This is a genomic window from Streptomyces turgidiscabies Car8, assembly GCF_000331005.1.
Taxonomy (GTDB): Bacteria; Actinomycetota; Actinomycetes; order Streptomycetales; family Streptomycetaceae; genus Streptomyces; species Streptomyces turgidiscabies.
Genome location: NZ_AEJB01000617.1, coordinates 1 through 20,065, shown reverse-complemented (window position 1 = coordinate 20,065; position 20,065 = coordinate 1). Strand labels below are relative to the sequence as shown.

Here is a 20,065-nt window from a genome sequence, read left to right as displayed (position 1 = left end):
GGGGCGCGCAGGAACCAGTAGGACAGGACCGGGACGACCGTGAGGGAGACCAGGAGCGACGCCAGCAGGGCCGCCGTGACCGTCAGGCTGAACGCGCCGAACAGCTGGCCGACCATACCGCCGACCAGGCCGATCGGCAGGAAGACGGCGACCGTCGTGAGCGTCGAGGACGTGACCGCGCCCGCTACCTCCCGGACGGCCTTGAGGATCGCCTCCTGGCGCTCCTCGCCGTAGCCGCCAGAGGATGGGACGGGTAGGGGCGGCGGGGGCGAAAGCACCCTCGCGACCTCGAACATGCGCCCACCACCGGATAGCCTCCGCCCATGGCAAACGGGCAGTGGTACCCACCGGAGTGGCCGGACCTCATCCGCGGGCTCGCCGAAGGCACCCTCACCCCGGTCACCCCCAAGCGCGCGGCCACCGTCATGCTCCTGAAGGACACCGACACCGGCCCCGTCGTCCACATGCTGCGCAGACGCGCCTCCATGGCCTTCGCCGGGGGCGCGTACGCGTATCCGGGCGGCGGGGTCGACCCGCGCGACGACGACCACCTGATCCGCTGGGCGGGCCCCACGCGCGCGTGGTGGGCGTCCCGGCTGGGCCTGGGCACCGACGAGACGTCCGCGCAGGCGGTCGTATGCGCCGCCGTACGGGAGACGTACGAGGAGGCGGGCGTCCTGCTCGCGGGCCCGGCGGCCGATTCCGTGGTCGGCGACACCACGGGCGACGACTGGGAGGCGGACCGCGCGGCCCTGGTCGCCCGGGAACTGTCCTTCGCCGAGTTCCTGGACCGCCGTGGACTGGTGCTCCGCTCGGACCTCCTCGGGGCGTGGGCCCGCTGGATCACCCCGGAGTTCGAGTCCCGCCGCTACGACACGTGGTTCTTCGTCGCCGCGCTCCCGCAGGGCCAGCGCACCCGCAACGCCTCCACGGAGGCGGACCGCACGGTGTGGATCGAACCGGCCACCGCGGCGGCCTCGTACGACAAGGGTGAGCTGCTGATGCTGCCGCCCACGATCGCGACCCTGCGAGCGCTGGCACCGTACGGCAGCGTGTCCGGGGCCCTCGCCGGGGCCCTGGAGTGCGACCTGGAACCTGTCCTGGCCAGGGCCAGCCTGGAGGACGGTGAGATCGTGCTCGCCTGGCCGGGCCACGAGGAGTTCACCAAGCACATCCCGCTCGCGGGACCCTCCGCATGACCGCGCTACCACCAACCCCACCCTCACCCCCAGCCGCGAACACGCACACACACCCCACCCACCCCCTGGCAGGTGCCCCCGCATGACCGAAGCCGCCGCTCTCCCCGGCCAGCCGCGCGGCGGGGTTCTCTCGGGCCCCGCGACCGCGCGCGCGGTCAACGTCCTCGCGCCCAACGCCTCCGCGATGACGCTCGACGGGACGAACACCTGGATCGTCTCGGAGCCCGATTCCGAACTGGCCGTCGTCGTCGACCCGGGGCCCCTGGACGACGTACACCTCAGGCATGTCGTCGACACCGCGCGGAAGGCCGGCAAGCGGGTCGCGCTGACCCTGCTCACGCACGGGCATCCGGACCACGCGGAGGGCGCCGGGCGCTTCGCCGAACTGACGGGGACGCGTGTGCGGGCGCTCGATCCGGCGCTGCGGCTGGGGGACGAGGGACTCGGCCACGGGGACGTCGTGACCGTTGGCGGGCTGGAGCTGAGGGTCGTACCGACGCCGGGGCACACATCGGACTCGCTGTGCTTCCATCTCCCGGCCGATCGGGCCGTCCTGACGGGTGACACCGTCCTGGGGCGCGGAACGACCTTGGTGGCCCATCCTGACGGCCGCCTGGGGGACTATCTGGACTCCCTGCGGCGGCTCAGGTCCCTGACGGTGGACGACGGCGTGCACATCGTCCTGCCGGGCCACGGTCCCGTCCTGGACGACGCGCAGGGGGCCGTCGAGTTCTACCTCGCCCACCGAGCCAGCCGGCTCGCCCAGGTCGAGACGGCGGTCGAGAACGGCTACACCGGCTCCGCGGAGGTCGTCGCCCACGTGTACGCGGACGTGGACCGCTCCCTGTGGCCGGCCGCCGAACTGTCCGTACGGGCCCAGCTGGAGTACCTGCGCGAGCACGGCCTCATCTAGTCACTCAGCCCCTCGGTCACTCAGTCGACGGCCGCTGTCAGCCGGGCCTGGGCGCCTTGACGCCGTGCACGCGCGCGTACTCCGCACTCAGCCACACACCCAGCTCTTCGACGTGCGAACAGAGGAACGACCGCAGGACAGCCGGATCGTCCGTCGGCCGGAGTCCCAGCGCCGCCGCCTCCCTCATGCGCGGGCCCCACTCCGGGTAGTACGCGGCGAACGCCTCGGCCATCTCGTGCAGGTCGCTCGTCCAGCCCTCCCAGCGAGGCATCACGAGCGTGAAGCCGGTACGCACCAGGCGGCGGGAAATGACGCGCACGCGTGCGCGTACCGCCCCCGGAGGAGCTCCCGAGGCGGTCGCCTCGGCGATCAGGCGCCGCCAGCGGGGGAGACACGGGGCCAGGTCGCCGTTGGTCTCGCGGGCGAGGAGCGAGTCGGGGCGGTAGCGGGGCAGGTGCCGGGCGAGGTCCTCGCCGTGGAGGGGTGTGCAGAGGCAGGCCACGAACCAGCCCAGGTCGTGTCTCTCCAGGTCGCTCAGCACTTGGGCCCGGGAGACCAGCAGGGTGCCGGAGCCGTCGATCTGCCCGAACTCGTTGTCGAGCGCCGAGTCCAGTGCACGGGCGGCCGCCCGGTCCGTCTCCGTGGGCTCCTCGCGCAGTGCGAGCAGCAGGTCCAGGTCGCTGTGGCCCACGCGCGCGGTGCCGCGTGGGATCGACCCGTAGACGTACGCGCTGTGCAGCCGTGTCCCGAAGACGTCGACGACCCGGTCGCGGGCCGCATCGACGACGGGCCGGAAGGCGGGCGGCACGCGCGCGAGGGAGCCCTCACGGAGGATGAACCCCTCCCGGTCCAGCCCCGGACGCGGTGCCGCCCCGTACGCGTCCGTCTCTTCCGTCACGCCCGTCGACGTCCGTCGCTTTCGTCACTTCCAGCGGAACACGCGCACGCGCCGGGTCTCGCTCACCGCGTGGCACACCACGGCGAGACGGTCGTCCCAGGCGGCGTACCGGGCCCGGTAGCTGAAGCCGGGCAGTCTGCGCTCCGCGACGACCCGGCCGTCGGTGGGGTCGAGGACGGTCACCCGGCTGCCGTAGCCGTTGCCCACCATGAGGTACCCGCGGTGGGCCAGCGGATGGAGCGTACGGCCGTGATCGGTGCGCCATTCCCAGAGCTGCTCGCCGGTCGGGACGGAGTAGGCGCGCAGGACCGTGTCGGCGCTCTTCTCGTCGTCGGCGGGGTCGTCCGGTTCGAGTCCGACGGCGAGCGTGTCTCCGACGACGGCGACGACGGGCCCGAAGTCCTTGTATCCGGCCGGAAGTTCGACGTACCACTCCCCGTCCTCGCGCACCACGTACAGCCGGGGGCGGGACCGCTTGCCGCGGTTACGGACGGACAGGACGGGCGGGTCGGTCGCCAGGACGGAGAAGGAGCCGCCCCAGTGGTCCGGGAGCGACCGTTCCCACTGGACGGCGCCTGTGCGCGCGTCGAGACAGCGCACGAACGGAGGCGCGCCCGCCTTCCCGCCACGGACCGTTGCTATCCGGCCGCCGCCGATCGCCACGTCGCGCGCGTGGTCGGCGCCGACGTACCCCAGCCGGTCCTTCGGCTGCTCGCGTGACCAGGCCACGGCTCCGGAGCCGAGGTCGAGGGCGGTGAGGCGGACGTGCTGGGCGTGAGCGTCGCCGTCGTCGTGGTGCAGTACGACGCCCAGACCGTCCTCGGCGTCCTCGGTCACCCGGACGATCACGTCCTGGCCGGGCGGCTGCCAGCTCCAGAGAGGCTCACCGGTCGCCGGTGCGTACGCGGTGACGTGGTCGAAGCGGGCCAGGGCCACTGCCTGGTCCGTCGCCCACAGGCCCAGCGGCTCGCCCAGGTCCTGCTGTTCGAACTCGGACTGCCACAGTGTCTGCGCCTCCGGGTCCCGGCGGAAGAGGCGCAGTCTGCGTTTCGCGGGCTCCGGTGCGGCCTCCCAGACCGACTCGGGCGCTCTGTCCTGGTGCATCCCACTCACCCCTTGGTTCCGTGCTTCCGTGCGACACGTCTCGTCACCGCGTGGCCCCCGCCCCGGTGAACCCGTTGAACCCGTCGAATGCGAGAGGGACCCCGCCATGCGGCAGGGCCCCTCTCGTACGTACGGACGGCTCCCGGCTAGCGCGAACGCTTCGCCAGCCGCTCCACGTCCAGCAGGATCACGGCCCGCGCCTCCAGGCGCAGCCAGCCGCGGCCCGCGAAGTCGGCGAGCGCCTTGTTGACCGTCTCGCGGGAGGCGCCGACGAGCTGTGCCAGCTCCTCCTGCGTCAGGTCGTGCACCACGTGGATGCCCTCCTCCGACTGCACGCCGAAGCGGCGCGAGAGGTCGAGCAGGGCGCGCGCGACACGGCCCGGCACGTCGGAGAAGACCAGGTCGGACATCTGGTCGTTGGTCTTGCGCAGGCGCCGGGCGACTGCGCGCAGAAGCGCGGCGGCCACCTCGGGGCGGGCGTTCAGCCAGGGCTGGAGGTCGCCGTGGCCGAGGCCGAGCAGTTTGACCTCGGTCAGTGCGGTGGCCGTGGCGGTGCGGGGGCCCGGGTCGAACAGCGACAGCTCGCCGATCAGCTCACCGGGGCCGAGGACGGCCAGCATGTTCTCGCGCCCGTCCGGGGACGTGCGGTGAAGCTTGACCTTGCCCTCGGTGACCACGTAAAGCCGGTCACCCGGGTCGCCCTCGTGAAAAAGGGCGTCACCGCGCGCGAGGGTCACCTCACTCATGGAGGCGCGGAGCTCCGCGGCCTGCTCGTCATCGAGCGCCGCGAAGAGCGGGGCGCGCCGCAGAACGTCGTCCACGAGTTCTCTCCTTGTCGACCTGCTCAGGGGATCTTGCTCCCCGGTTAACGGGGACCGTGTTCCCCATCTTGCCGGGCGGTCCAAACAGTGTGATCTGTCACAAGGATGCCGTACGGGTGTCCCCACCAGTGTGGCAGGGGGCCAATTGGGCGCCGATCTTCAGGGTCCGGGGCGGATGTCAGTGCCGGGCTCTAGGCTGGCCGGGTGTCCAAATCGCCGGTGGGAGCACAGGCCGAGGGGGCTGAGCGGGTGGCCGCAGAGTGCGATTCCGCTGTGGGCGAACAGGGTACGGGTGGGGGCCGGAATGCGTAGAAAGCGGCAGAGGTGATGTCGGTGGAGAAAGCCGCCAAGAAGGTGACCGGGGCGACCGAGGTGGCTGGAACGGCACCCGAGGGGGCCCTGGAAGAGGGGTCCGCGGGATCGGTGCGGAAGGCCGCGCCGGCTAAGAAGGCCGAGCCGACGAAAAGAGCCGCGACGGCGGCTGCGAAGAAGGCCGCGCCGGCCAAGAGGGCCGCGTCCGCCGCTGCGAAGAAGGCCTCCTCCGTGAAGCCGCCCCGCGACGAGTCACGCACCGCTCTCGTCCGGCGTGCTCGCCGGATCGACCGTGAGCTCGCCGAGGTCTATCCGTACGCCCACCCCGAGCTGGACTTCGAGAACTCCTTCCAACTCCTCGTCGCCACGGTCCTGTCGGCCCAGACCACCGACCTGCGGGTCAACCAGACGACCCCGGCCCTCTTCGCCAAGTACCCCACCCCCGAGGACCTGGCCGTCGCCAACCCCGAGGAGGTCGAGGAGATCCTGCGCCCGACCGGGTTCTTCCGGGCCAAGACCAGGTCCGTCATAGGGCTGTCGAAGGCCCTGGCGGAGGAGTTCGGCGGCGAGGTCCCCGGCCGGCTCGAAGACCTCGTCAAACTCCCCGGTGTGGGCCGTAAGACCGCCTTCGTCGTGCTCGGCAACGCCTTCGGGCGCCCCGGTATCACCGTGGACACGCACTTCCAGCGGCTCGTGCACCGCTGGAGGTGGACGGCGGAGAAGGACCCGGACAAGATCGAGGCCGCTGTCGGCGCGCTCTTCCCCAAGAGCGACTGGACGATGCTGTCGCATCACGTGATCTTCCACGGCCGCCGTATCTGTCACGCCCGCAAGCCCGCCTGCGGCGCCTGCCCGCTCGCCCCGCTCTGCCCGGCGTACGGGGAGGGCGAGACGGACCCGGAGAAGGCCCAGAAGCTCCTGAAGTACGAGAAGGGCGGCTTCCCCGGCCAGCGGCTGAACCCGCCGCAGGCGTACCTCGACGCGGGCGGCATCCCGGCACCGCCGCTGGGGGCCGGATGAGGCCCGCGGTGACGCCTGGGAGCCGGGTGCCATCGACGGAACCAACGGGGCGGCCGCAGGCGTTGAAAGCAGCAGAACGGGGGTGGCGGTGACGCGCGCGAGCAACACACAAGGCGGCGAGGCGACGCTCAGCAAGGTGGGCCTGCCCGGCTGGCTCGATCCGGTGGTGCACGCCGTCGAGACGGTCGAGCCGCTCCAGCTGAGCCGCTTCCTGCCGCCCGAGGACGGCGCGGGCCGCCAGTCCGCCGTACTGATCCTCTTCGGGGAGGGCGACAGAAAGACCGGAGACGGCGGTGACGGCGTCATCGGTAGTGGCGTCGGAGGGGAGGGCGAAGTAGCCCCCGAACTGCTGCTCATGGAGCGGGCCAGTTCGCTGCGCTCCCACGCCGGTCAGCCGTCCTTCCCCGGCGGCGCCCTCGATCCCGAGGACGGCGATCCGCAGGGCGACGGGCCGTTGCGGGCCGCGTTGCGCGAGGCCGAGGAGGAGACCGGGCTCGACCCGGCCGGCGTTCAGCTCTTCGGCGTACTGCCCAAGCTCTACATCCCGGTGAGCGGCTTCGTCGTCACGCCCGTGCTGGGCTGGTGGCGCGAGCCGACGCCGGTGGGGGTCGTCGACCCGAACGAGACGGCCCGGGTCTTCACGGTCCCCGTGGCGGATCTCACGGATCCGGCCAACCGTGCGACCGCCGTACACCCAAGTGGCCACAAGGGTCCGGCATTTCTGGTCGAATCGGCCCTCGTGTGGGGCTTCACGGCCGGGATCATCGACCGGCTGCTGCACTACTCGGGCTGGGAGCGCCCCTGGGACAGGAACAAGCAGGTCCCGCTCGACTGGCGCGCGTGACAGGGTGGCCCTCGTGAACGTGCTGGACATCTTGTTGCTGGTCGCCGCTGTGTGGTTCGCGATCGTGGGCTACCGCCAGGGCTTCGTCGTCGGCATCCTGTCGGTGATCGGCTTCCTCGGCGGCGGTCTCGTCGCCGTCTATCTGCTGCCCGTCGTCTGGGACGGCGTGACCGACGAGGCCGAGGTGAACACGACCGCCGCCGTCGTCGCGGTCGTCATCGTGATCGTCTGCGCCTCCGTCGGCCAGGCCCTGACCACTCACCTCGGCAACAAACTGCGCCGGTTCATCACCTGGTCGCCCGCCCGCGCCCTCGACGCGACCGGCGGGGCCCTCGTCAACGTCGTCGCCATGCTTCTGGTCGCCTGGCTGATCGGCGCCGCCCTCGCGCAGACCACCATGCCCACGGTGGGCAAGGAGGTCCGCGGCTCCAAGGTGCTGGCCGGGGTGCAGGAGGTGCTGCCCTCCGATGCCGACACCTGGTTCAAGGACTTCACCTCGGTCCTCGCGCAGAACGGCTTCCCGCAGGTCTTCAGCCCGTTCTCCGACGAGCCCATCAAGGACGTCGACCCGCCCGACCCCGCGCTCGCCAACAGCGCGGTCGCCGTCAACGCCCAGCGTTCCATCGTCAAGGTCATGGGCACCGCCCAGAGCTGCGGCAAGGTCCTGGAAGGCACCGGCTTCGTCTTCGGCCGGCGGCGCGTGATGACCAACGCGCACGTGGTCGGCGGCGTCGACGAGCCCACCGTCCAGATAGGCGGCGAGGGCAGGAAGTACGACGCGACGGTCGTCCTCTACGACTGGGAGCGCGACATCGCCGTCCTCGACGTACCCGATCTGCGAGCGCCCGCGCTGCAGTTCTCGACCGAGGACGCGAACAGCGGAAAGAGCGCGATCGTCGCCGGTTTCCCGGAGAACGGGGCGTACGACGTCCGTCCCGCGCGCGTGCGTGGTCGCATCACGGCCAGCGGCCCGGACATCTACCACCGCGGCACGGTCCGCCGCGATGTCTACTCCCTGTACGCGACCGTCCGCCAGGGCAACTCCGGCGGCCCGCTGCTCACGCCTGACGGCAAGGTGTACGGCGTGGTCTTCGCGAAGTCCCTCGACGACCCGGACACCGGTTACGCGCTCACGGCGGACGAGATCCAGAAGGACATCGCCCAGGGGCGCACCGCCAACCAGCAGGTGGACAGCGACAGCTGCGCGCTCTGAGCCCGGTACGGGGGTACGGGGTTCAGGGACGGGGGTGGCGCAGGCGCACCGAGACCCAACGGGCCCGGCGGCGCAGGATGCGCGGGATTCCCACCCTCAGGTCGGTCCCCGCGAGGTGCGGGGAACCTCCTTGGTGGAAGCTCAGGCCATGACCCGAGCGGCGATTGCGTGGTGCGTCACTGTAGTCGTGCGTCCAGCCCATACCTCGACGTCTGCCCCTGCCCCAAGGTCGATAACCGCCCCACGGGCCCCGAATTGGCCTATGCGCCGGGCAATTGGCCGTTCGTAGTACAGCTGTTCCCGTCCCCGGATACCGGCCGTACCGACACGGTCACGGGTCGGGTCCTGACGCCGATCACCGGTCCGGCCATCGACCTGCTCACCGGTCCGGTTCGGGGTCCTTCAACCAGTTCACCAGTTCCGTAGAGAAGGCGACCGGATCCTCCTCGTGCGGGAAGTGTCCCAGGCCGTCGAACAGGCGCCAGCGGTACGGCGCTTCGACGTACTCTCCGGAGCCGGCCGCGCTGCGTGTGCGCAGCACCGGATCGAGTGAACCGTGCAGATGCAGTGTCGGCACCCGCACCGGCCGCTTCATGCGCCGGTTGAACTGGATGCCGTCCGGACGGGCCATCGAGCGGACCATCCAGCGGTACGGCTCGATCGCGCAGTGCGCGGTGGACGGGATGCACATGGCCGCGCGGTACGCCTCCACCGCCTCGTCGTCCGGCAGTCTCGGCCCCGACCAGTCCCGGATCAGCCGCCCGACGAGCGCCCCGTCGTCCGCGACGAGCTGCCGCTCCGGGAGCCAGGGCCGCTGGAACCCCCAGATGTAGGAGCCGGCGGCCGTCTGCCTGACGTCGGAGAGCATCGCCGAGCGCCAGCGCCGGGGGTGGGGCATCGAGGACACCACGAGCCGGCGGACCAGCTTGGGGCGCATCACCGCGGCCGTCCACGCCAGGTATCCGCCCAGGTCGTGCCCGACCAGCGCGGCATCGGGCTCGCCCAGGGACCGTACGACGCCGGTGATGTCGAGGGCGAGGTTCGCGGGGTCGTAACCCCGGGGCGTACGGTCGCTGCCGCCCACACCCCGCAGGTCCATGGCGACGGCCCGGAAACCGGCGTCGGCGAGGGCCGCCAGCTGGTGCCGCCATGTCCACCAGAACTGCGGGAACCCGTGCACGAGCATGACCAGCGGCCCGTCACCCAGCTCGGCGATGTGGAACCGGGCGCCGTTCGCGGCGACGTCCCGGTGGATCACCTCGCGCCCGCCGGGAAGGTCGAGCCGTACGGCCGAGGCGGGCTGGGGTGATGCGGGTTGCGCCGGGGGTGTGGCGGGGTCCGTCATGAGGACGAGCGTGCCACAACCTCGACCGCGTCACTCACCGGGGCGGGCCGGGGGTGCGGCTTGGCCTTCTGGAGGACGCCCGCCGTCTCCTTCATGGACGCGGCGACCTTCTGCGGGCCCTTGCTCTTCTTGGCCTTCTTCGCGAAGACGACGCCGACCAGCACCAGGAGAAGGGCGATCAGGACGTTCGCGGCGAACGACAGCAGGAAGCAGACCGCGAGATTCCAGTCGCTCCAGGTCCGAATGGCGTACGCCAGCGCGAAGTTGAGCATCGGCAGGGAGAACAGCAGTACGGTGCCGGCCACCGTGAACGCACCGCCGCTTGTCGCGCCGCGCTTCACATCCTGCTTGAGCTGGGCTTTCGCCAGTGCGATCTCGTCGTGCACCAGCGCGGACATCTCGGTCGTCGCCGAGGCGAACAACTGGCCGATGCTGCGTTCGGCGCCGACCGGGCTGCCGTCGGGTGCGCTCATCGAGATCTCCCTGTTGTTTTGGTCATCTTGGTCTTTTACTCAACTGTCCGAACGTACGCGCCTGGCGTACGCACCTGACAACGTGTCTGACGTCCGCGTGTCCGACGTCTACGTGTCAGATCATGCCGGACCGTCACCCTCGTCGCCCGCCCCGCCCACCACTTCGGCAAGCCGGTCCCGTTCGGCGGCCTCCAGTTCGGCGGCCCTGAGCCCGGCGATACGCCGGTGTTCTGCCGCCTTCCCCTCGTAGATGTCGGCCATGCGCAGGTGGTACGCCGGATCGTGCTCCTCGTAGATGTCGGGGATGCCGTCGAGGTCGTCGTCACGCTCCTCCGCCTCGCACAGCCTGCGGTACCTGGCGTTCCGTACCTTCAGCAGTACGGTCGCGGCGAGCGTGGCGATGAGTGAGCCGGTCAGGACGGCGGCCTTGACCCCGTCGGTGAGCGCGGGATCGCCGTCGAACGCGAGTTCGCCGATCAGCAGTGAGACGGTGAACCCGATGCCGGCGAGCGAGGCGACGGCGAAGACGTCGGCCCAGGCGAGGTCGTCGCTGAGCGAGGCTCGGGTGAAACGTGCCGTCAGCCAGGTCCCGCCGAAGATCCCGACCGTCTTCCCGACGACGAGCCCGAGCACGACCCCGAGCGTCTCGGGCTGCGTGAACACGTCCCCCAGCACTCCGCCGGACACCGAGACACCCGCGCTGAACAGGGCGAACAACGGCACGGCGAGACCGGCCGACAGGGGCCGCACCAGATGTTCGACCTGCTCGCCGGGCGAACACTCCTCCCCGTCCTCGGTGCGGGTCGTGCACCGCAGCATCAGGCCCATCGAGACACCGGCGATGGTGGCGTGGATGCCGCTGTTGTACATCAGCCCCCAGATGACGAGCGCGAGCGGGACGTACACGTACCAGCCGCGTACGCCCTTGCGCAGCAGCACCCAGAAGACGGCGAGGCCGACGAGCGCGCCGCCGAGCGCGGCGAAGTTCAGCCCGTCGGTGAAGAAGACCGCGATGATCAGGATGGCGAAGAGGTCGTCGACGACGGCGAGCGTGAGCAGGAACGCGCGCAGGGCACTCGGCAGGGACGTACCGATGACGGCGAGCACGGCGAGCGCGAAGGCGATGTCGGTGGCCGTCGGCACGGCCCAGCCGGCGAGCGAACCGCCGCCGGTGACGTTGGTGAGGGCGTAGACGAGCGCGGGTACGGCCATTCCGCACAGGGCGGCGACGACGGGCAGCGCGGCGGCCCTCGGGTCGCGCAGATCCCCGGCGACGAGTTCGCGCTTGAGTTCGATACCGGCGACGAAGAAGAAGATCGCGAGCAGTCCGTCGGCGGCCCAGTGCTGGAGGGAGAGGTCGAGCCCGAGGGCGGCGGGCCCCACATGCAGGTCGAGGACTGCCTCGTAGGTGTCCTTGATCGGGCTGTTCGCCCAGATCAGCGCGGCGACCGCGGCGACGAGCAGCAGCACCCCACCGACGGTCTCGGTCCGCAGGGCCTCCGCGACGAACGTCCGCTCGGGCAGCGAGAGCCGTCCGAGGAGCTTGCGGGTGGCGGTGCGGGGGGTGGCCACGGGGAGACCTCCGGTCGGTGGGCAGCACGGAACACATGCCGACCAGACTTCCCGGCGCACCTTGGCGATCCTCGCGGATCTTGTCGCGTTGTTGACGCGATCATCAGCCTACCCAAGGTGCGGGGAATACACCGCCCGGAGGAAACCCTCCTGTGCTCTTCTGCTCCCTGCTCAGTCCTCGCTCAGTCTTCGCTGCCCGCCGCGGGCAGCTTCGTCTGGATGAGGTCCATGACGGTGGAGTCGGTCAGGGTGGTCACGTCACCCAGTTCCCGGTTCTCGGCGACATCACGCAGCAGGCGGCGCATGATCTTGCCGGAGCGGGTCTTGGGGAGTTCCGCGACCGGCAGGATGCGCTTGGGCTTGGCGATCGGGCCGAGGACGTCACCGACGTGGTTGCGCAGTTCGGCGACGAGGCCTTCGGTCTCGGAGGCCGTGCCGCGCAGGATGACGAAGGCGACGATGGCCTGCCCGGTCGTCTCGTCGGCGGCGCCCACCACGGCTGCCTCGGCGACGGAGGGGTGGGACACCAGCGCCGACTCGACCTCCGTCGTCGAGATGTTGTGCCCGGAGACGAGCATGACGTCGTCCACGCGCCCGAGCAGCCAGATGTCGCCGTCGTCGTCCTTCTTCGCGCCGTCACCCGCGAAGTACTTGCCCTCGAAACGGGACCAGTAGGTGTCGAGGAACCGCTGGTCGTCGCCCCAGATGGTGCGCAGCATGGACGGCCACGGCTCGGTGAGGACGAGGTAGCCGCCACCTCCGTCGGGCACCTCGCGTGCCTCGTCGTCGACGACGGTCGCGGAGATCCCCGGCAGCGCACGCTGCGCGGACCCCGGCTTGGTCTCGGTCACGCCGGGCAGCGGGGAGATCATCATGGCGCCGGTCTCGGTCTGCCACCAGGTGTCGACGATCGGCGTCACGTCGCCGCCGATGTGCTTGCGGTACCAGATCCACGCCTCGGGGTTGATCGGCTCGCCCACCGACCCCAGCACCCGCAGGGAGGAGAGGTCGAACTTGGCGGGGATGTCGTCGCCCCACTTCATGAACGTACGGATCGCGGTCGGCGCCGTGTAGAGGATCGTCACCCCGTACTTCTGGATGATCTCCCAGAAGCGCCCCTGGTGCGGGGTGTCCGGCGTCCCCTCGTACATGACCTGGGTCGCGCCGTTGGCCAGCGGCCCGTACACGATGTACGAGTGCCCGGTGACCCAGCCGACGTCGGCCGTGCACCAGTAGACGTCGGTCTCCGGCTTGAGGTCGAAGACGGCGTGGTGGGTGTAGGCGGCCTGGGTGAGGTAGCCGCCGGAGGTGTGCAGGATGCCCTTGGGCTTACCCGTCGTACCCGAGGTGTAGAGGATGAACAGCGGCTGCTCGGCCTCGAACGCCTCGGGCGTGTGCTCGCTGCTCTGCCGCTCGACGATCTCGTGCCACCACACGTCCCGGCCGTCGTGCCACTCCACGTCCTGCCCGGTACGGCGGACGACGAGCACATGCTCCACGTTGTCGACGCGCTCGACGGCGGCGTCGACGGCCGGCTTGAGCGCGGAGGGCTTGCCGCGCCGGTAGCCGCCGTCGGTGGTGATGACGACCTTGGCGTCCGCGTCCTGGATACGGGTGGCGAGCGCGTCCGCGGAGAACCCGCCGAAGACGACACTGTGCGCGGCGCCGATACGGGCGCAGGCGAGCATCGCGATCGCCGTCTCCGGGATCATCGGCATGTAGACGGCGACCCGGTCGCCCTTCTCGACTCCCAGCTCCAGCAGGGCGTTGGCGGCCTTGGAGACCTCGTCCCTGAGCTCGGCGTAGGTGATCGCCCGGCTGTCACCGGGCTCCCCCTCGAAGTGGATGGCGACCCGGTCGCCGTTCCCTGCCTCGACATGCCGGTCGACGCAGTTGTACGCGACGTTGAGGCTGCCGTCCTTGAACCACTTGGCGAACGGCGGGTTCGACCAGTCCAGCGTCTCGGTCGGCTCGGTGGCCCAGGTCAGCCGGCGGGCCTGCGCGGCCCAGAAGCCGAGCCGGTCAGCCTTGGCCTGTTCGTACGCCTCCGCCGTGACGTTGGCAGCTGCGGCCAGCTCGGCGGGTGGCGCGAACCTGCGCTCTTCCTTGAGCAGGTTGGCCAGGCTTTCGTTGCTCACGACATCTCCCTTACCGTCCTTTGCCAGGCGGCCGTTGTGTCCCAGGCCACAGCTCATCAGACCGGGGGGCCCGCTGACAAGGGCCGACGGAAAATTGGTTTAGACCTTTAGGTGTTCAGGCTTTCAGCCCTTCAGGTCGACCGATTCCGTCGGCACACCTCTCGGTGAGTGGGGACAACCAAGGTCACGTACGTGATGGTCGCCCGGTTCACCCGTCCGTCCCCTTCCCCTTCTCTCAGGCTCCCTCAAGCGGAGAGCCCGCCCGCCCGCACATGATCGAACACCTTGTCCTCGTCCGCCTCCCCGGTGAGCAGATACGCCTGCGCCTCACCCACGTGGAAGTACATTCCGTGCAGTTCCAGCGCGCCTTCCCGCATCGCCCGCGCCACCGACTCCTGCGCCCGGAGGTGCTCCAGCTGCTGGACCACGTTGGTCAGGCTGAGCTGCTCGACGGTGTCGGCGGGCGCCCGCCCGGCGAGCCGGCCCCAGGGCCGGTCCGTCGCGGCCATCCGCTCCAGGCTCGGCAGCCCGTGGCGCAGCCACCGCCTGAGCGGCGTCTGCGCACCGTCCGGCTCCATGGCCAGCAGCGCCTGCATGGCCCCGCACCCGGAGTGCCCGCACACCGTGATGGAACGCACCTTCAGTACGTCCACCGCGTACTCGATCGCGGCCGACACCGAGTCGTCCCCGCTCTCGTCGCCGGGCAGCGGCACCAGGTTGCCGACGTTCCGTACGACGAACAGGTCGCCGGGACCACTGGAGGTGATCATCGACGTGACGAGACGCGAGTCGGCGCAGGTCAGGAACAGCTGCGAGGGCTGCTGCCCCTCACGTGCCAGTCTGGCCAGCTCACCGCGCACCAGCGGTGCGGTGTTCCGCTGGAACGCGCTGATACCGCGCGCCAGTTGGTGCCCGCTCGGCTCGACGGCACCGACCGACCCCGCGTGGCCCGCCGACTCGGCCGAGCCGGGGAATCCGCTCGCCCCACCGAACCCCATGGCCGTCTCCCCGGGCCCCTGGCCGGACTCCGGGCCCTCGCACTGATGGTTGCGCCAGGGCGTCCAGGGCCGGCAGCGGCAGCCGGCGTCGTCCGCGGGCTCCGCGATACGTGTCCCCGCCCGGCCGGTCACCTCGACGGTGCCGCCCTGCGCGGTGTGCGTGCTCTGCCAGTGCTGCAGCGATTCGTACGCCGCGTGGTCCATGAACGACCCGTCCAACTCCACGACGGCGTCGGCCCCTTGGGGGACGAGGTGCAGGGTCCGGCTGAGCCGGGGCACCGCGAGGAACGTCAACTGTCCTCGGACGTGTACGTAATGGATTTCTCCCTTCTCCGTGTCTCTCTCTTCGTAGGTGATCCGGGTGCGGGCGAGGCGGTTCAGGGCGACGGCGACGGCGACCGCGACACCCAGAATCACTCCTTCGAGGACGCCGAAGACGACGACGCCCAGGGTTGTCACCGCGTAGACCAGCACCTCGCGGTGGCGGGTCACCGTGCGAATGTGGTGCAGGGACACCATCTGGATGCCGACGGCCATCACCAGGGCGGCGAGTGAGGCGAGCGGGATCAGCTCCAGGATCGGAACCATCAGCAGCGCGGCGACTACTACGAAAACGCCGTGCAGCATCGTGGAGTTCCGGCTCACGGCACCGGCCTGCACATTCGCCGAACTCCGCACGGCCACACCCGCGACCGGCAGCCCGCCGAGCACTCCGGACACGACGTTGGCGGCGCCCTGGCCGAGCAGTTCACGGTTCAGGTCGGAGCGGCCGACGCGGGCCGAGGATCCGGACCGCCCGGAGGTGAGCAGCTCGGGCCGGGAGGCCGCCATCTTGTCCACGGCGACCGCGCCGAGCAGCGACTGCACGCTGCACACCAGCGTGACGGTGAGTACGGCGGCGGCGACGCCGAGGACGGGACCCTCGGGCAGGCCGGCCAGCGCGTGGCTGCGCCAGGACGGCAGGTCGACCTTGGGCAGGCTCAGTCCGGCGAGCGCGGCGGTGAGGGTGGCGCCGCTGACGGCGACGAGCGCGGCCGGCACCTTGCGCAGAACGCTCCCCGTACGGCCGGGAATCCGTGGCCAGGCCAGCAGCAGGGCCAGGGTCAGCAGGCTCATCGACACGGCGGCGGGCCGCAGGCCGACCAGTTGTGCGGGCAGCGCCCTGACGTTGTCGAGGACCGAGCTCGTCGGCGTACCCCCGAGGACGATGTGCAGTTGGGCGACGGCGATGGTCACGCCGATTCCGGCGAGCATGCCGTGGACGACGGCGGGGCTGACGGCGAGCGCCGTGCGGGCCACGCGCAGGCAGCCGAGGCCGAGTTGAGCGAACCCCGCGAGGACGGTGATGGCACAGGTCGTACGCCATCCGTACCGCTGGATGAGTTCGGCGGTGACGACGGTGAGTCCGGCGGCGGGGCCGCTCACCTGGAGCGGGGAGCCGCCCAGCCGTCCGGCGACGAGCCCGCCGACGGCGGCGGCGACGAGGCCGGCCTGGAGCGGGGCGCCGGTGGCCAGGGCGATGCCCAGAGAGAGGGGCAGGGCGATCAGGAAGACCGCGATGGAGGCCGACACATCGGCGCCCGCGACGCGGAAGCGACGGGGCGGAGTCGGCGGCGGTGGGGGGCTGTGGGGCTGGTGCATGCGCTTTGTCCGAGTCGGGTCGGGGGCGCGAGTGGGGACGCAGGCAGACATGTTTCCCGTCTCCTCCGGGGCAGCGCGGTCGCGGAACAGGTGGTCCCCCCGCCGATGGCGGGAGGTCGGGTCGCGGCCGTGGGTCACGGCGTGCAAACGGCGGGATATTTCAACGCTCAGTAAACGGATCGTAATGCACAGTAAAGGGCGTGTATATATTTTCGGGGCAAATGGGTTAATCAATCACTCCGATGAGTGAACTGAACTTTTCATCGGCTTGTCGTACTAATTCCTTCTTGGTCCCGTGCGACCTTGACGGCGCCGCGCCCGAAAGCGCCGGCCCGAACGAAGGAAGAGGTGGGCGGAGATGGCCGTCACCAAAAGGATCGCCGCAGGCGTCATGGCCGTCGCGGCCTGTGCCGTGTCACTCGCCGGCTGCGGCGCGGGAAACCCCGGCTCCTCCGGTGCAAAGGAGGACACGCACGGCGCGAAGAAGGCGGCGCCGGCCCCCGCACCCAGGAGCGCGGTCCGGCTGATCGGGGACGGCTCCACCGCGTACACCGGAGCCCAGCCCTACCAGCCCAGGCCCGAGCGCCTCAAGCCCGGCCAGAAGCCGCCGCAGTTCGTCGTCTTCTCCTGGGACGGCGCGGGTGAGGACAGCCAGCGGCTGTTCTCCCGCTTCCGCAAGGTGGCCAAGGCCAACAAGGCGGCGATGACGTACTTCCTGAGCGGTGTGTACATGCTCCCGGAGGACAAGCGAGACCTCTACCGGCCGCCCCAGCACTCGCCGGGCCGCTCCGACATCGGTTTCAACGACCAGCAGGGCATCGCCGACACCGTGAAGCAGCTGCGGCTCGCCTGGCTGGAGGGCAGCGAGATCGGCACCCACTTCAACGGCCACTTCTGCGGCAGCGGCGGAGGTGTCGGCGACTGGTCGGTGGAGGACTGGAAGGATGAGATCACCCAGGCGAAACGTTTCGTTAAGTCCTGGAAGACCACCACGGGTATGAAGAAGGCGTCCCCGCTGCCCTTCGACTACGAGAAGGAACTCGTCGGCGCCCGCACGCCCTGCCTGGAAGGGCAGAAGAACTTCATGAGCGCGGCCCGTGAACTGGGCTTCCGCTACGACACGAGCGGTGTCAACGAACAGCTCTGGCCCGCGAAGAAGAAGGGCCTGTGGGACCTGTCCATGCAGCTCGTCCCGGTCCCCGGCCGCCGCTTCGAGACGCTGACCATGGACTACAACTTCTACATGAACCAGTCCGGTGCGCGCACGGGCGGGGAGGGCCGGCACGAGTACTGGGGCGACCAGTACCGCGACGGCCTCCTCAAGGGCTTCGAGCGCGCCCACGACGGCAATCGCGCCCCGCTGCTCATCGGCAACCACTTCGAGTCCTGGAACGGCGGCGTCTACATGCGTGCCGTCGAGGAGGTCATCGAACGCGTCTGCACGAAGGCGGACGTCCGCTGCGTCTCCTTCCGGCAGCTCGCCGACTGGCTGGACGCGCAGGATCCGCGAACCCTGGAGAAACTGCGCACGCTCCCGGTGGGCGAAGCCCCGAAGCAGGGCTGGAAGACCTTCCTGGCGGCAGGCCCCGCGCCGGCGCCCAAGGGAGTCCCGGGGGCCCCGGCGGCCAAACGGTAGTAGGCAGGCCTGGCGGTCGCGGTTCTCAGACGGTGGTCGCCGCCATCTGTTCGGTCAGTACGAAACCGGGGTCGACCTGGGCCGCGAGGTCGACCCCGGTACGCGCGTTGGCCCAGGAGTGGGCGTTCTTCAGGTGGAAGTGGACCATCTGGTGCGTGTAGCGCTCCCAGTCCCGCAGCTCGTACGTGGCGTCGACGGCCGTGTGCAGGAGGCGCAGGGAACGCCGGTTGGTGTCCTCCAGAAGCTCGAACCGGCTGGGCCGGCCCTTCTCCAGGGCGCGTACCCAGTCGGAGTGCCCGACCGTCCCCAGGAGGTCGTCCCCGACCTCGGCACGGAGGAAGTCGACGTCGTCCTGGCCCTGCACCTTGTTGCCGACGACCTTCAGGGCGACCCCGAAGTCCTGTGCGTAATCCTTGTACTGGCGGTAGACGGAGACCCCCTTCCGGGTCGGTTCGGCGACGAGGAACGTGATGTCGAACCGGGTGAACAGGCCGGACGCGAAGGAGTCGGAGCCCGCGGTCATATCGACGACGACGTACTCACGCGGGCCGTCGACCAGGTGGTTCAGGCACAGTTCCACCGCGCCCGTCTTGGAGTGGTAGCAGGCCACTCCGAGATCGGCTTCGGTGAACGGGCCGGTGACCATCAAACGGACGGCACCGCCGTCGAGTTCCACCGGCCGCGCGCAGGCGTCGTACACCGGATTGGTCTCCTGGATCCGCAGCAGCCGCGAGCCCTCGCCGGGCGGCGTCGTCTTGATCATCGAGTCGGCGCAGGAGATCCGCGGGTTCCTGCCGCGGAGGTATTCCTTGATCAGCTCCATCCGCTCACCCATCGCGGGGATCGCGGCGGCTTCCGCGTCGTGGAGGCCGAGTGCGGCGCCCAGGTGCTGGTTGATGTCGGCGTCGATGGCGAGGACCGGCGCCCCGGAGGCCGCGAGGTGGCGGACGAACAGCGAGGACAGCGTCGTCTTGCCGCTGCCGCCCTTCCCGACGAAAGCAATTTTCATGTTCACTAACGGTAGTGGAACGAATGCCCAGCGTGTCCATGGGCGTGAGGAAGTCCACTCCTTCGTGGGTCGGCCCGCTCCCCGGAGTGCGTAGGGTCGTACTCATGAGTACGACAGGCGCGACCGCCGACCCGCTCGCGGCCCTGGGATCACTCCCCGGGGTGGCCGACTCCGTGGAGTCCGTACGTAAGGCCGTGGACCGGGTCTACGGGCATCGCATCATGCGGCGGCGCAGCAACGAGATCACCGGCGAGGCGGCACTGCGCGGTGCGCGCGGCTCCGCGGCCCTTTCTGGTGCCGACTGGGCCCTCGAAGAGGTGCGTCGGCGCACCGACTTCAGCGGTGACGACGAGGCCCGGGTCGTCGGCGCGGCTCTCCGGCTGACCGCGGAGGCCGGCCAACTCCTGTCCATCTGGCGCCAGTCGCCGCTGCGCGTCCTGGCCCGGCTGCATCTGGTCGCCGCCGCGGGTACGGCCGACGAGGTGGGGCGCCCGCGGCAGGACGGTGAGCCGGTCGACGAGCCATTGGTCGAACTTCCGCTGCCGAGCGCGGCCGAGGTGTCCGCACGGCTGGAGGGGCTCGCGGAGCTGATCATCGCGGGAGGCTCGGCCCCCGCCCTGGTCACGGCGGCGGTCGTGCACGGCGAACTCGTCGCGCTGCGCCCCTTCGGCTCTCACAACGGCCTTGTCGCGCGTGCGGCGGAGCGGATCGTCCTGATCGGCAGCGGCCTCGACCCGAAGTCCGTGTGCCCGGCAGAGGTCGGCCACGCCGAACCGGGCCGCGCGGCCTATCTGGCGGCGCTGGACGGCTATGTCTCCGGCACCCCGGAAGGCATGGCACGGTGGATCGCCCACTGCGGCCGGGCGGTCGAACTCGGAGCCCGTGAATCGACGGCCGTGTGCGAGGCACTGCAACGCGGGGCGGCGTAG

At 70.5% G+C, this 20,065-nt stretch carries 18 protein-coding genes; 7 read left to right on the top strand and 11 right to left on the bottom strand.

The window, feature by feature from the left end; translation table 11 throughout:
* Positions 1-278: efflux RND transporter permease subunit (locus STRTUCAR8_RS42745; protein ID WP_241784721.1), on the bottom strand; the 278-nt coding region annotated here is incomplete at its 3' end.
* Positions 279-323: 45 nt separating this feature from the next.
* On the opposite strand from STRTUCAR8_RS42745, the gene STRTUCAR8_RS42740 reads away from it, so the two are divergent.
* A complete protein-coding gene (locus STRTUCAR8_RS42740) occupies positions 324-1,199 on the top strand; it encodes an NUDIX hydrolase (RefSeq protein ID WP_006382662.1) in 876 nt (291 codons plus the stop codon).
* A gap of 82 nt (positions 1,200-1,281) precedes the next feature.
* Positions 1,282-2,112, top strand: coding sequence for an MBL fold metallo-hydrolase (locus STRTUCAR8_RS42735; RefSeq protein ID WP_006382667.1), 831 nt, complete (start codon positions 1,282-1,284; stop codon positions 2,110-2,112).
* Between the two features lie 37 nt (positions 2,113-2,149).
* Here the strand turns inward: STRTUCAR8_RS42735 and STRTUCAR8_RS42730 are convergent, their stop codons facing one another.
* The 3 genes from STRTUCAR8_RS42730 to STRTUCAR8_RS42720 all read right to left on the bottom strand — a co-directional run bounded on the left by STRTUCAR8_RS42730 (position 2,150) and on the right by STRTUCAR8_RS42720 (position 4,935).
* The gene (locus STRTUCAR8_RS42730) at positions 2,150-3,010 is read right to left on the bottom strand and encodes a nucleotidyltransferase domain-containing protein (RefSeq protein ID WP_006382666.1); all 861 of its coding nucleotides are present in this window, start codon (positions 3,008-3,010) and stop codon (positions 2,150-2,152) included.
* 24 nt (positions 3,011-3,034) lie between these two features.
* Complete coding sequence (locus STRTUCAR8_RS42725) at positions 3,035-4,114, bottom strand: outer membrane protein assembly factor BamB family protein (protein WP_006382663.1); 1,080 nt, start codon at positions 4,112-4,114, stop codon at positions 3,035-3,037.
* A 146-nt stretch (positions 4,115-4,260) separates the two neighbouring features.
* The gene (locus STRTUCAR8_RS42720; protein WP_006382668.1) at positions 4,261-4,935 is read right to left on the bottom strand and encodes a Crp/Fnr family transcriptional regulator; all 675 of its coding nucleotides are present in this window, start codon (positions 4,933-4,935) and stop codon (positions 4,261-4,263) included.
* A 333-nt stretch (positions 4,936-5,268) separates the two neighbouring features.
* On the opposite strand from STRTUCAR8_RS42720, the gene nth reads away from it, so the two are divergent.
* From nth to STRTUCAR8_RS42705, 3 genes are all read left to right on the top strand, one after another.
* Positions 5,269-6,267 carry an endonuclease III gene (gene nth / locus STRTUCAR8_RS42715; protein WP_006382658.1) on the top strand — a complete coding sequence of 333 codons (999 nt, stop codon included), beginning with the start codon at positions 5,269-5,271 and terminating at the stop codon, positions 6,265-6,267.
* Between the two features lie 88 nt (positions 6,268-6,355).
* Entirely contained in the window at positions 6,356-7,111 is a 756-nt protein-coding gene (locus tag STRTUCAR8_RS42710) for an NUDIX hydrolase (RefSeq protein ID WP_044473858.1), read from the top strand.
* A gap of 13 nt (positions 7,112-7,124) precedes the next feature.
* On the top strand, positions 7,125-8,324 hold the full coding sequence (locus tag STRTUCAR8_RS42705; protein ID WP_006382654.1) for a MarP family serine protease: 1,200 nt from the start codon (positions 7,125-7,127) through the stop codon (positions 8,322-8,324).
* A gap of 22 nt (positions 8,325-8,346) precedes the next feature.
* Here STRTUCAR8_RS42705 and STRTUCAR8_RS54895 read toward each other — a convergent pair whose 3' ends face one another.
* From STRTUCAR8_RS54895 to STRTUCAR8_RS42680, 6 genes are all read right to left on the bottom strand, one after another.
* On the bottom strand, positions 8,347-8,526 hold the full coding sequence (locus STRTUCAR8_RS54895) for a hypothetical protein (RefSeq protein ID WP_078507487.1): 180 nt from the start codon (positions 8,524-8,526) through the stop codon (positions 8,347-8,349).
* Between the two features lie 177 nt (positions 8,527-8,703).
* On the bottom strand, positions 8,704-9,669 hold the full coding sequence (locus STRTUCAR8_RS42700; protein ID WP_006382665.1) for an alpha/beta fold hydrolase: 966 nt from the start codon (positions 9,667-9,669) through the stop codon (positions 8,704-8,706).
* Positions 9,666-10,142, bottom strand: a complete 477-nt coding sequence (locus STRTUCAR8_RS42695; protein ID WP_006382659.1) for a phage holin family protein — start codon at positions 10,140-10,142, stop codon at positions 9,666-9,668. The genes STRTUCAR8_RS42700 and STRTUCAR8_RS42695 overlap by 4 nt, the downstream gene beginning before the upstream one ends.
* Before the next feature lie 120 nt (positions 10,143-10,262).
* Positions 10,263-11,714, bottom strand: a complete 1,452-nt coding sequence (nhaA, locus tag STRTUCAR8_RS42690; RefSeq protein WP_006382660.1) for a Na+/H+ antiporter NhaA — start codon at positions 11,712-11,714, stop codon at positions 10,263-10,265.
* A gap of 182 nt (positions 11,715-11,896) precedes the next feature.
* Entirely contained in the window at positions 11,897-13,852 is a 1,956-nt protein-coding gene (gene acs / locus STRTUCAR8_RS42685; RefSeq protein ID WP_006382664.1) for an acetate--CoA ligase, read from the bottom strand.
* A 245-nt stretch (positions 13,853-14,097) separates the two neighbouring features.
* Positions 14,098-16,542 (bottom strand): bifunctional SulP family inorganic anion transporter/carbonic anhydrase, encoded by a 2,445-nt coding sequence (locus tag STRTUCAR8_RS42680; RefSeq protein ID WP_006382655.1) that lies wholly within the window; start codon positions 16,540-16,542, stop codon positions 14,098-14,100.
* Positions 16,543-16,849: 307 nt separating this feature from the next.
* On the opposite strand from STRTUCAR8_RS42680, the gene STRTUCAR8_RS42675 reads away from it, so the two are divergent.
* The gene (locus STRTUCAR8_RS42675; RefSeq protein WP_006382653.1) at positions 16,850-18,127 is read left to right on the top strand and encodes a polysaccharide deacetylase family protein; all 1,278 of its coding nucleotides are present in this window, start codon (positions 16,850-16,852) and stop codon (positions 18,125-18,127) included.
* Between the two features lie 25 nt (positions 18,128-18,152).
* Here STRTUCAR8_RS42675 and STRTUCAR8_RS42670 read toward each other — a convergent pair whose 3' ends face one another.
* Entirely contained in the window at positions 18,153-19,136 is a 984-nt protein-coding gene (locus tag STRTUCAR8_RS42670; protein ID WP_044473857.1) for an ATP-binding protein, read from the bottom strand.
* Positions 19,137-19,240: 104 nt separating this feature from the next.
* Between STRTUCAR8_RS42670 and STRTUCAR8_RS42665 the strand changes: the two genes are divergently transcribed.
* Entirely contained in the window at positions 19,241-20,065 is an 825-nt protein-coding gene (locus tag STRTUCAR8_RS42665) for a Fic family protein (protein WP_044473856.1), read from the top strand.

Coding starts and splice junctions, on each gene's coding strand:
- STRTUCAR8_RS42725 (WP_006382663.1), bottom strand. CDS start 4,114: ATGCACCAGGACAGAGCGCCCGAGTCGGTCTGGGAGGCCGCACCGGAG.
- STRTUCAR8_RS42675 (WP_006382653.1), top strand. CDS start 16,850: ATGGCCGTCACCAAAAGGATCGCCGCAGGCGTCATGGCCGTCGCGGCC.
- STRTUCAR8_RS42740 (WP_006382662.1), top strand. CDS start 324: ATGGCAAACGGGCAGTGGTACCCACCGGAGTGGCCGGACCTCATCCGC.
- STRTUCAR8_RS42695 (WP_006382659.1), bottom strand. CDS start 10,142: ATGAGCGCACCCGACGGCAGCCCGGTCGGCGCCGAACGCAGCATCGGC.
- STRTUCAR8_RS42665 (WP_044473856.1), top strand. CDS start 19,241: ATGAGTACGACAGGCGCGACCGCCGACCCGCTCGCGGCCCTGGGATCA.
- STRTUCAR8_RS42670 (WP_044473857.1), bottom strand. CDS start 19,136: ATGAAAATTGCTTTCGTCGGGAAGGGCGGCAGCGGCAAGACGACGCTG.
- STRTUCAR8_RS42735 (WP_006382667.1), top strand. CDS start 1,282: ATGACCGAAGCCGCCGCTCTCCCCGGCCAGCCGCGCGGCGGGGTTCTC.
- STRTUCAR8_RS54895 (WP_078507487.1), bottom strand. CDS start 8,526: ATGGGCTGGACGCACGACTACAGTGACGCACCACGCAATCGCCGCTCG.
- STRTUCAR8_RS42680 (WP_006382655.1), bottom strand. CDS start 16,542: ATGTCTGCCTGCGTCCCCACTCGCGCCCCCGACCCGACTCGGACAAAG.
- STRTUCAR8_RS42700 (WP_006382665.1), bottom strand. CDS start 9,669: ATGACGGACCCCGCCACACCCCCGGCGCAACCCGCATCACCCCAGCCC.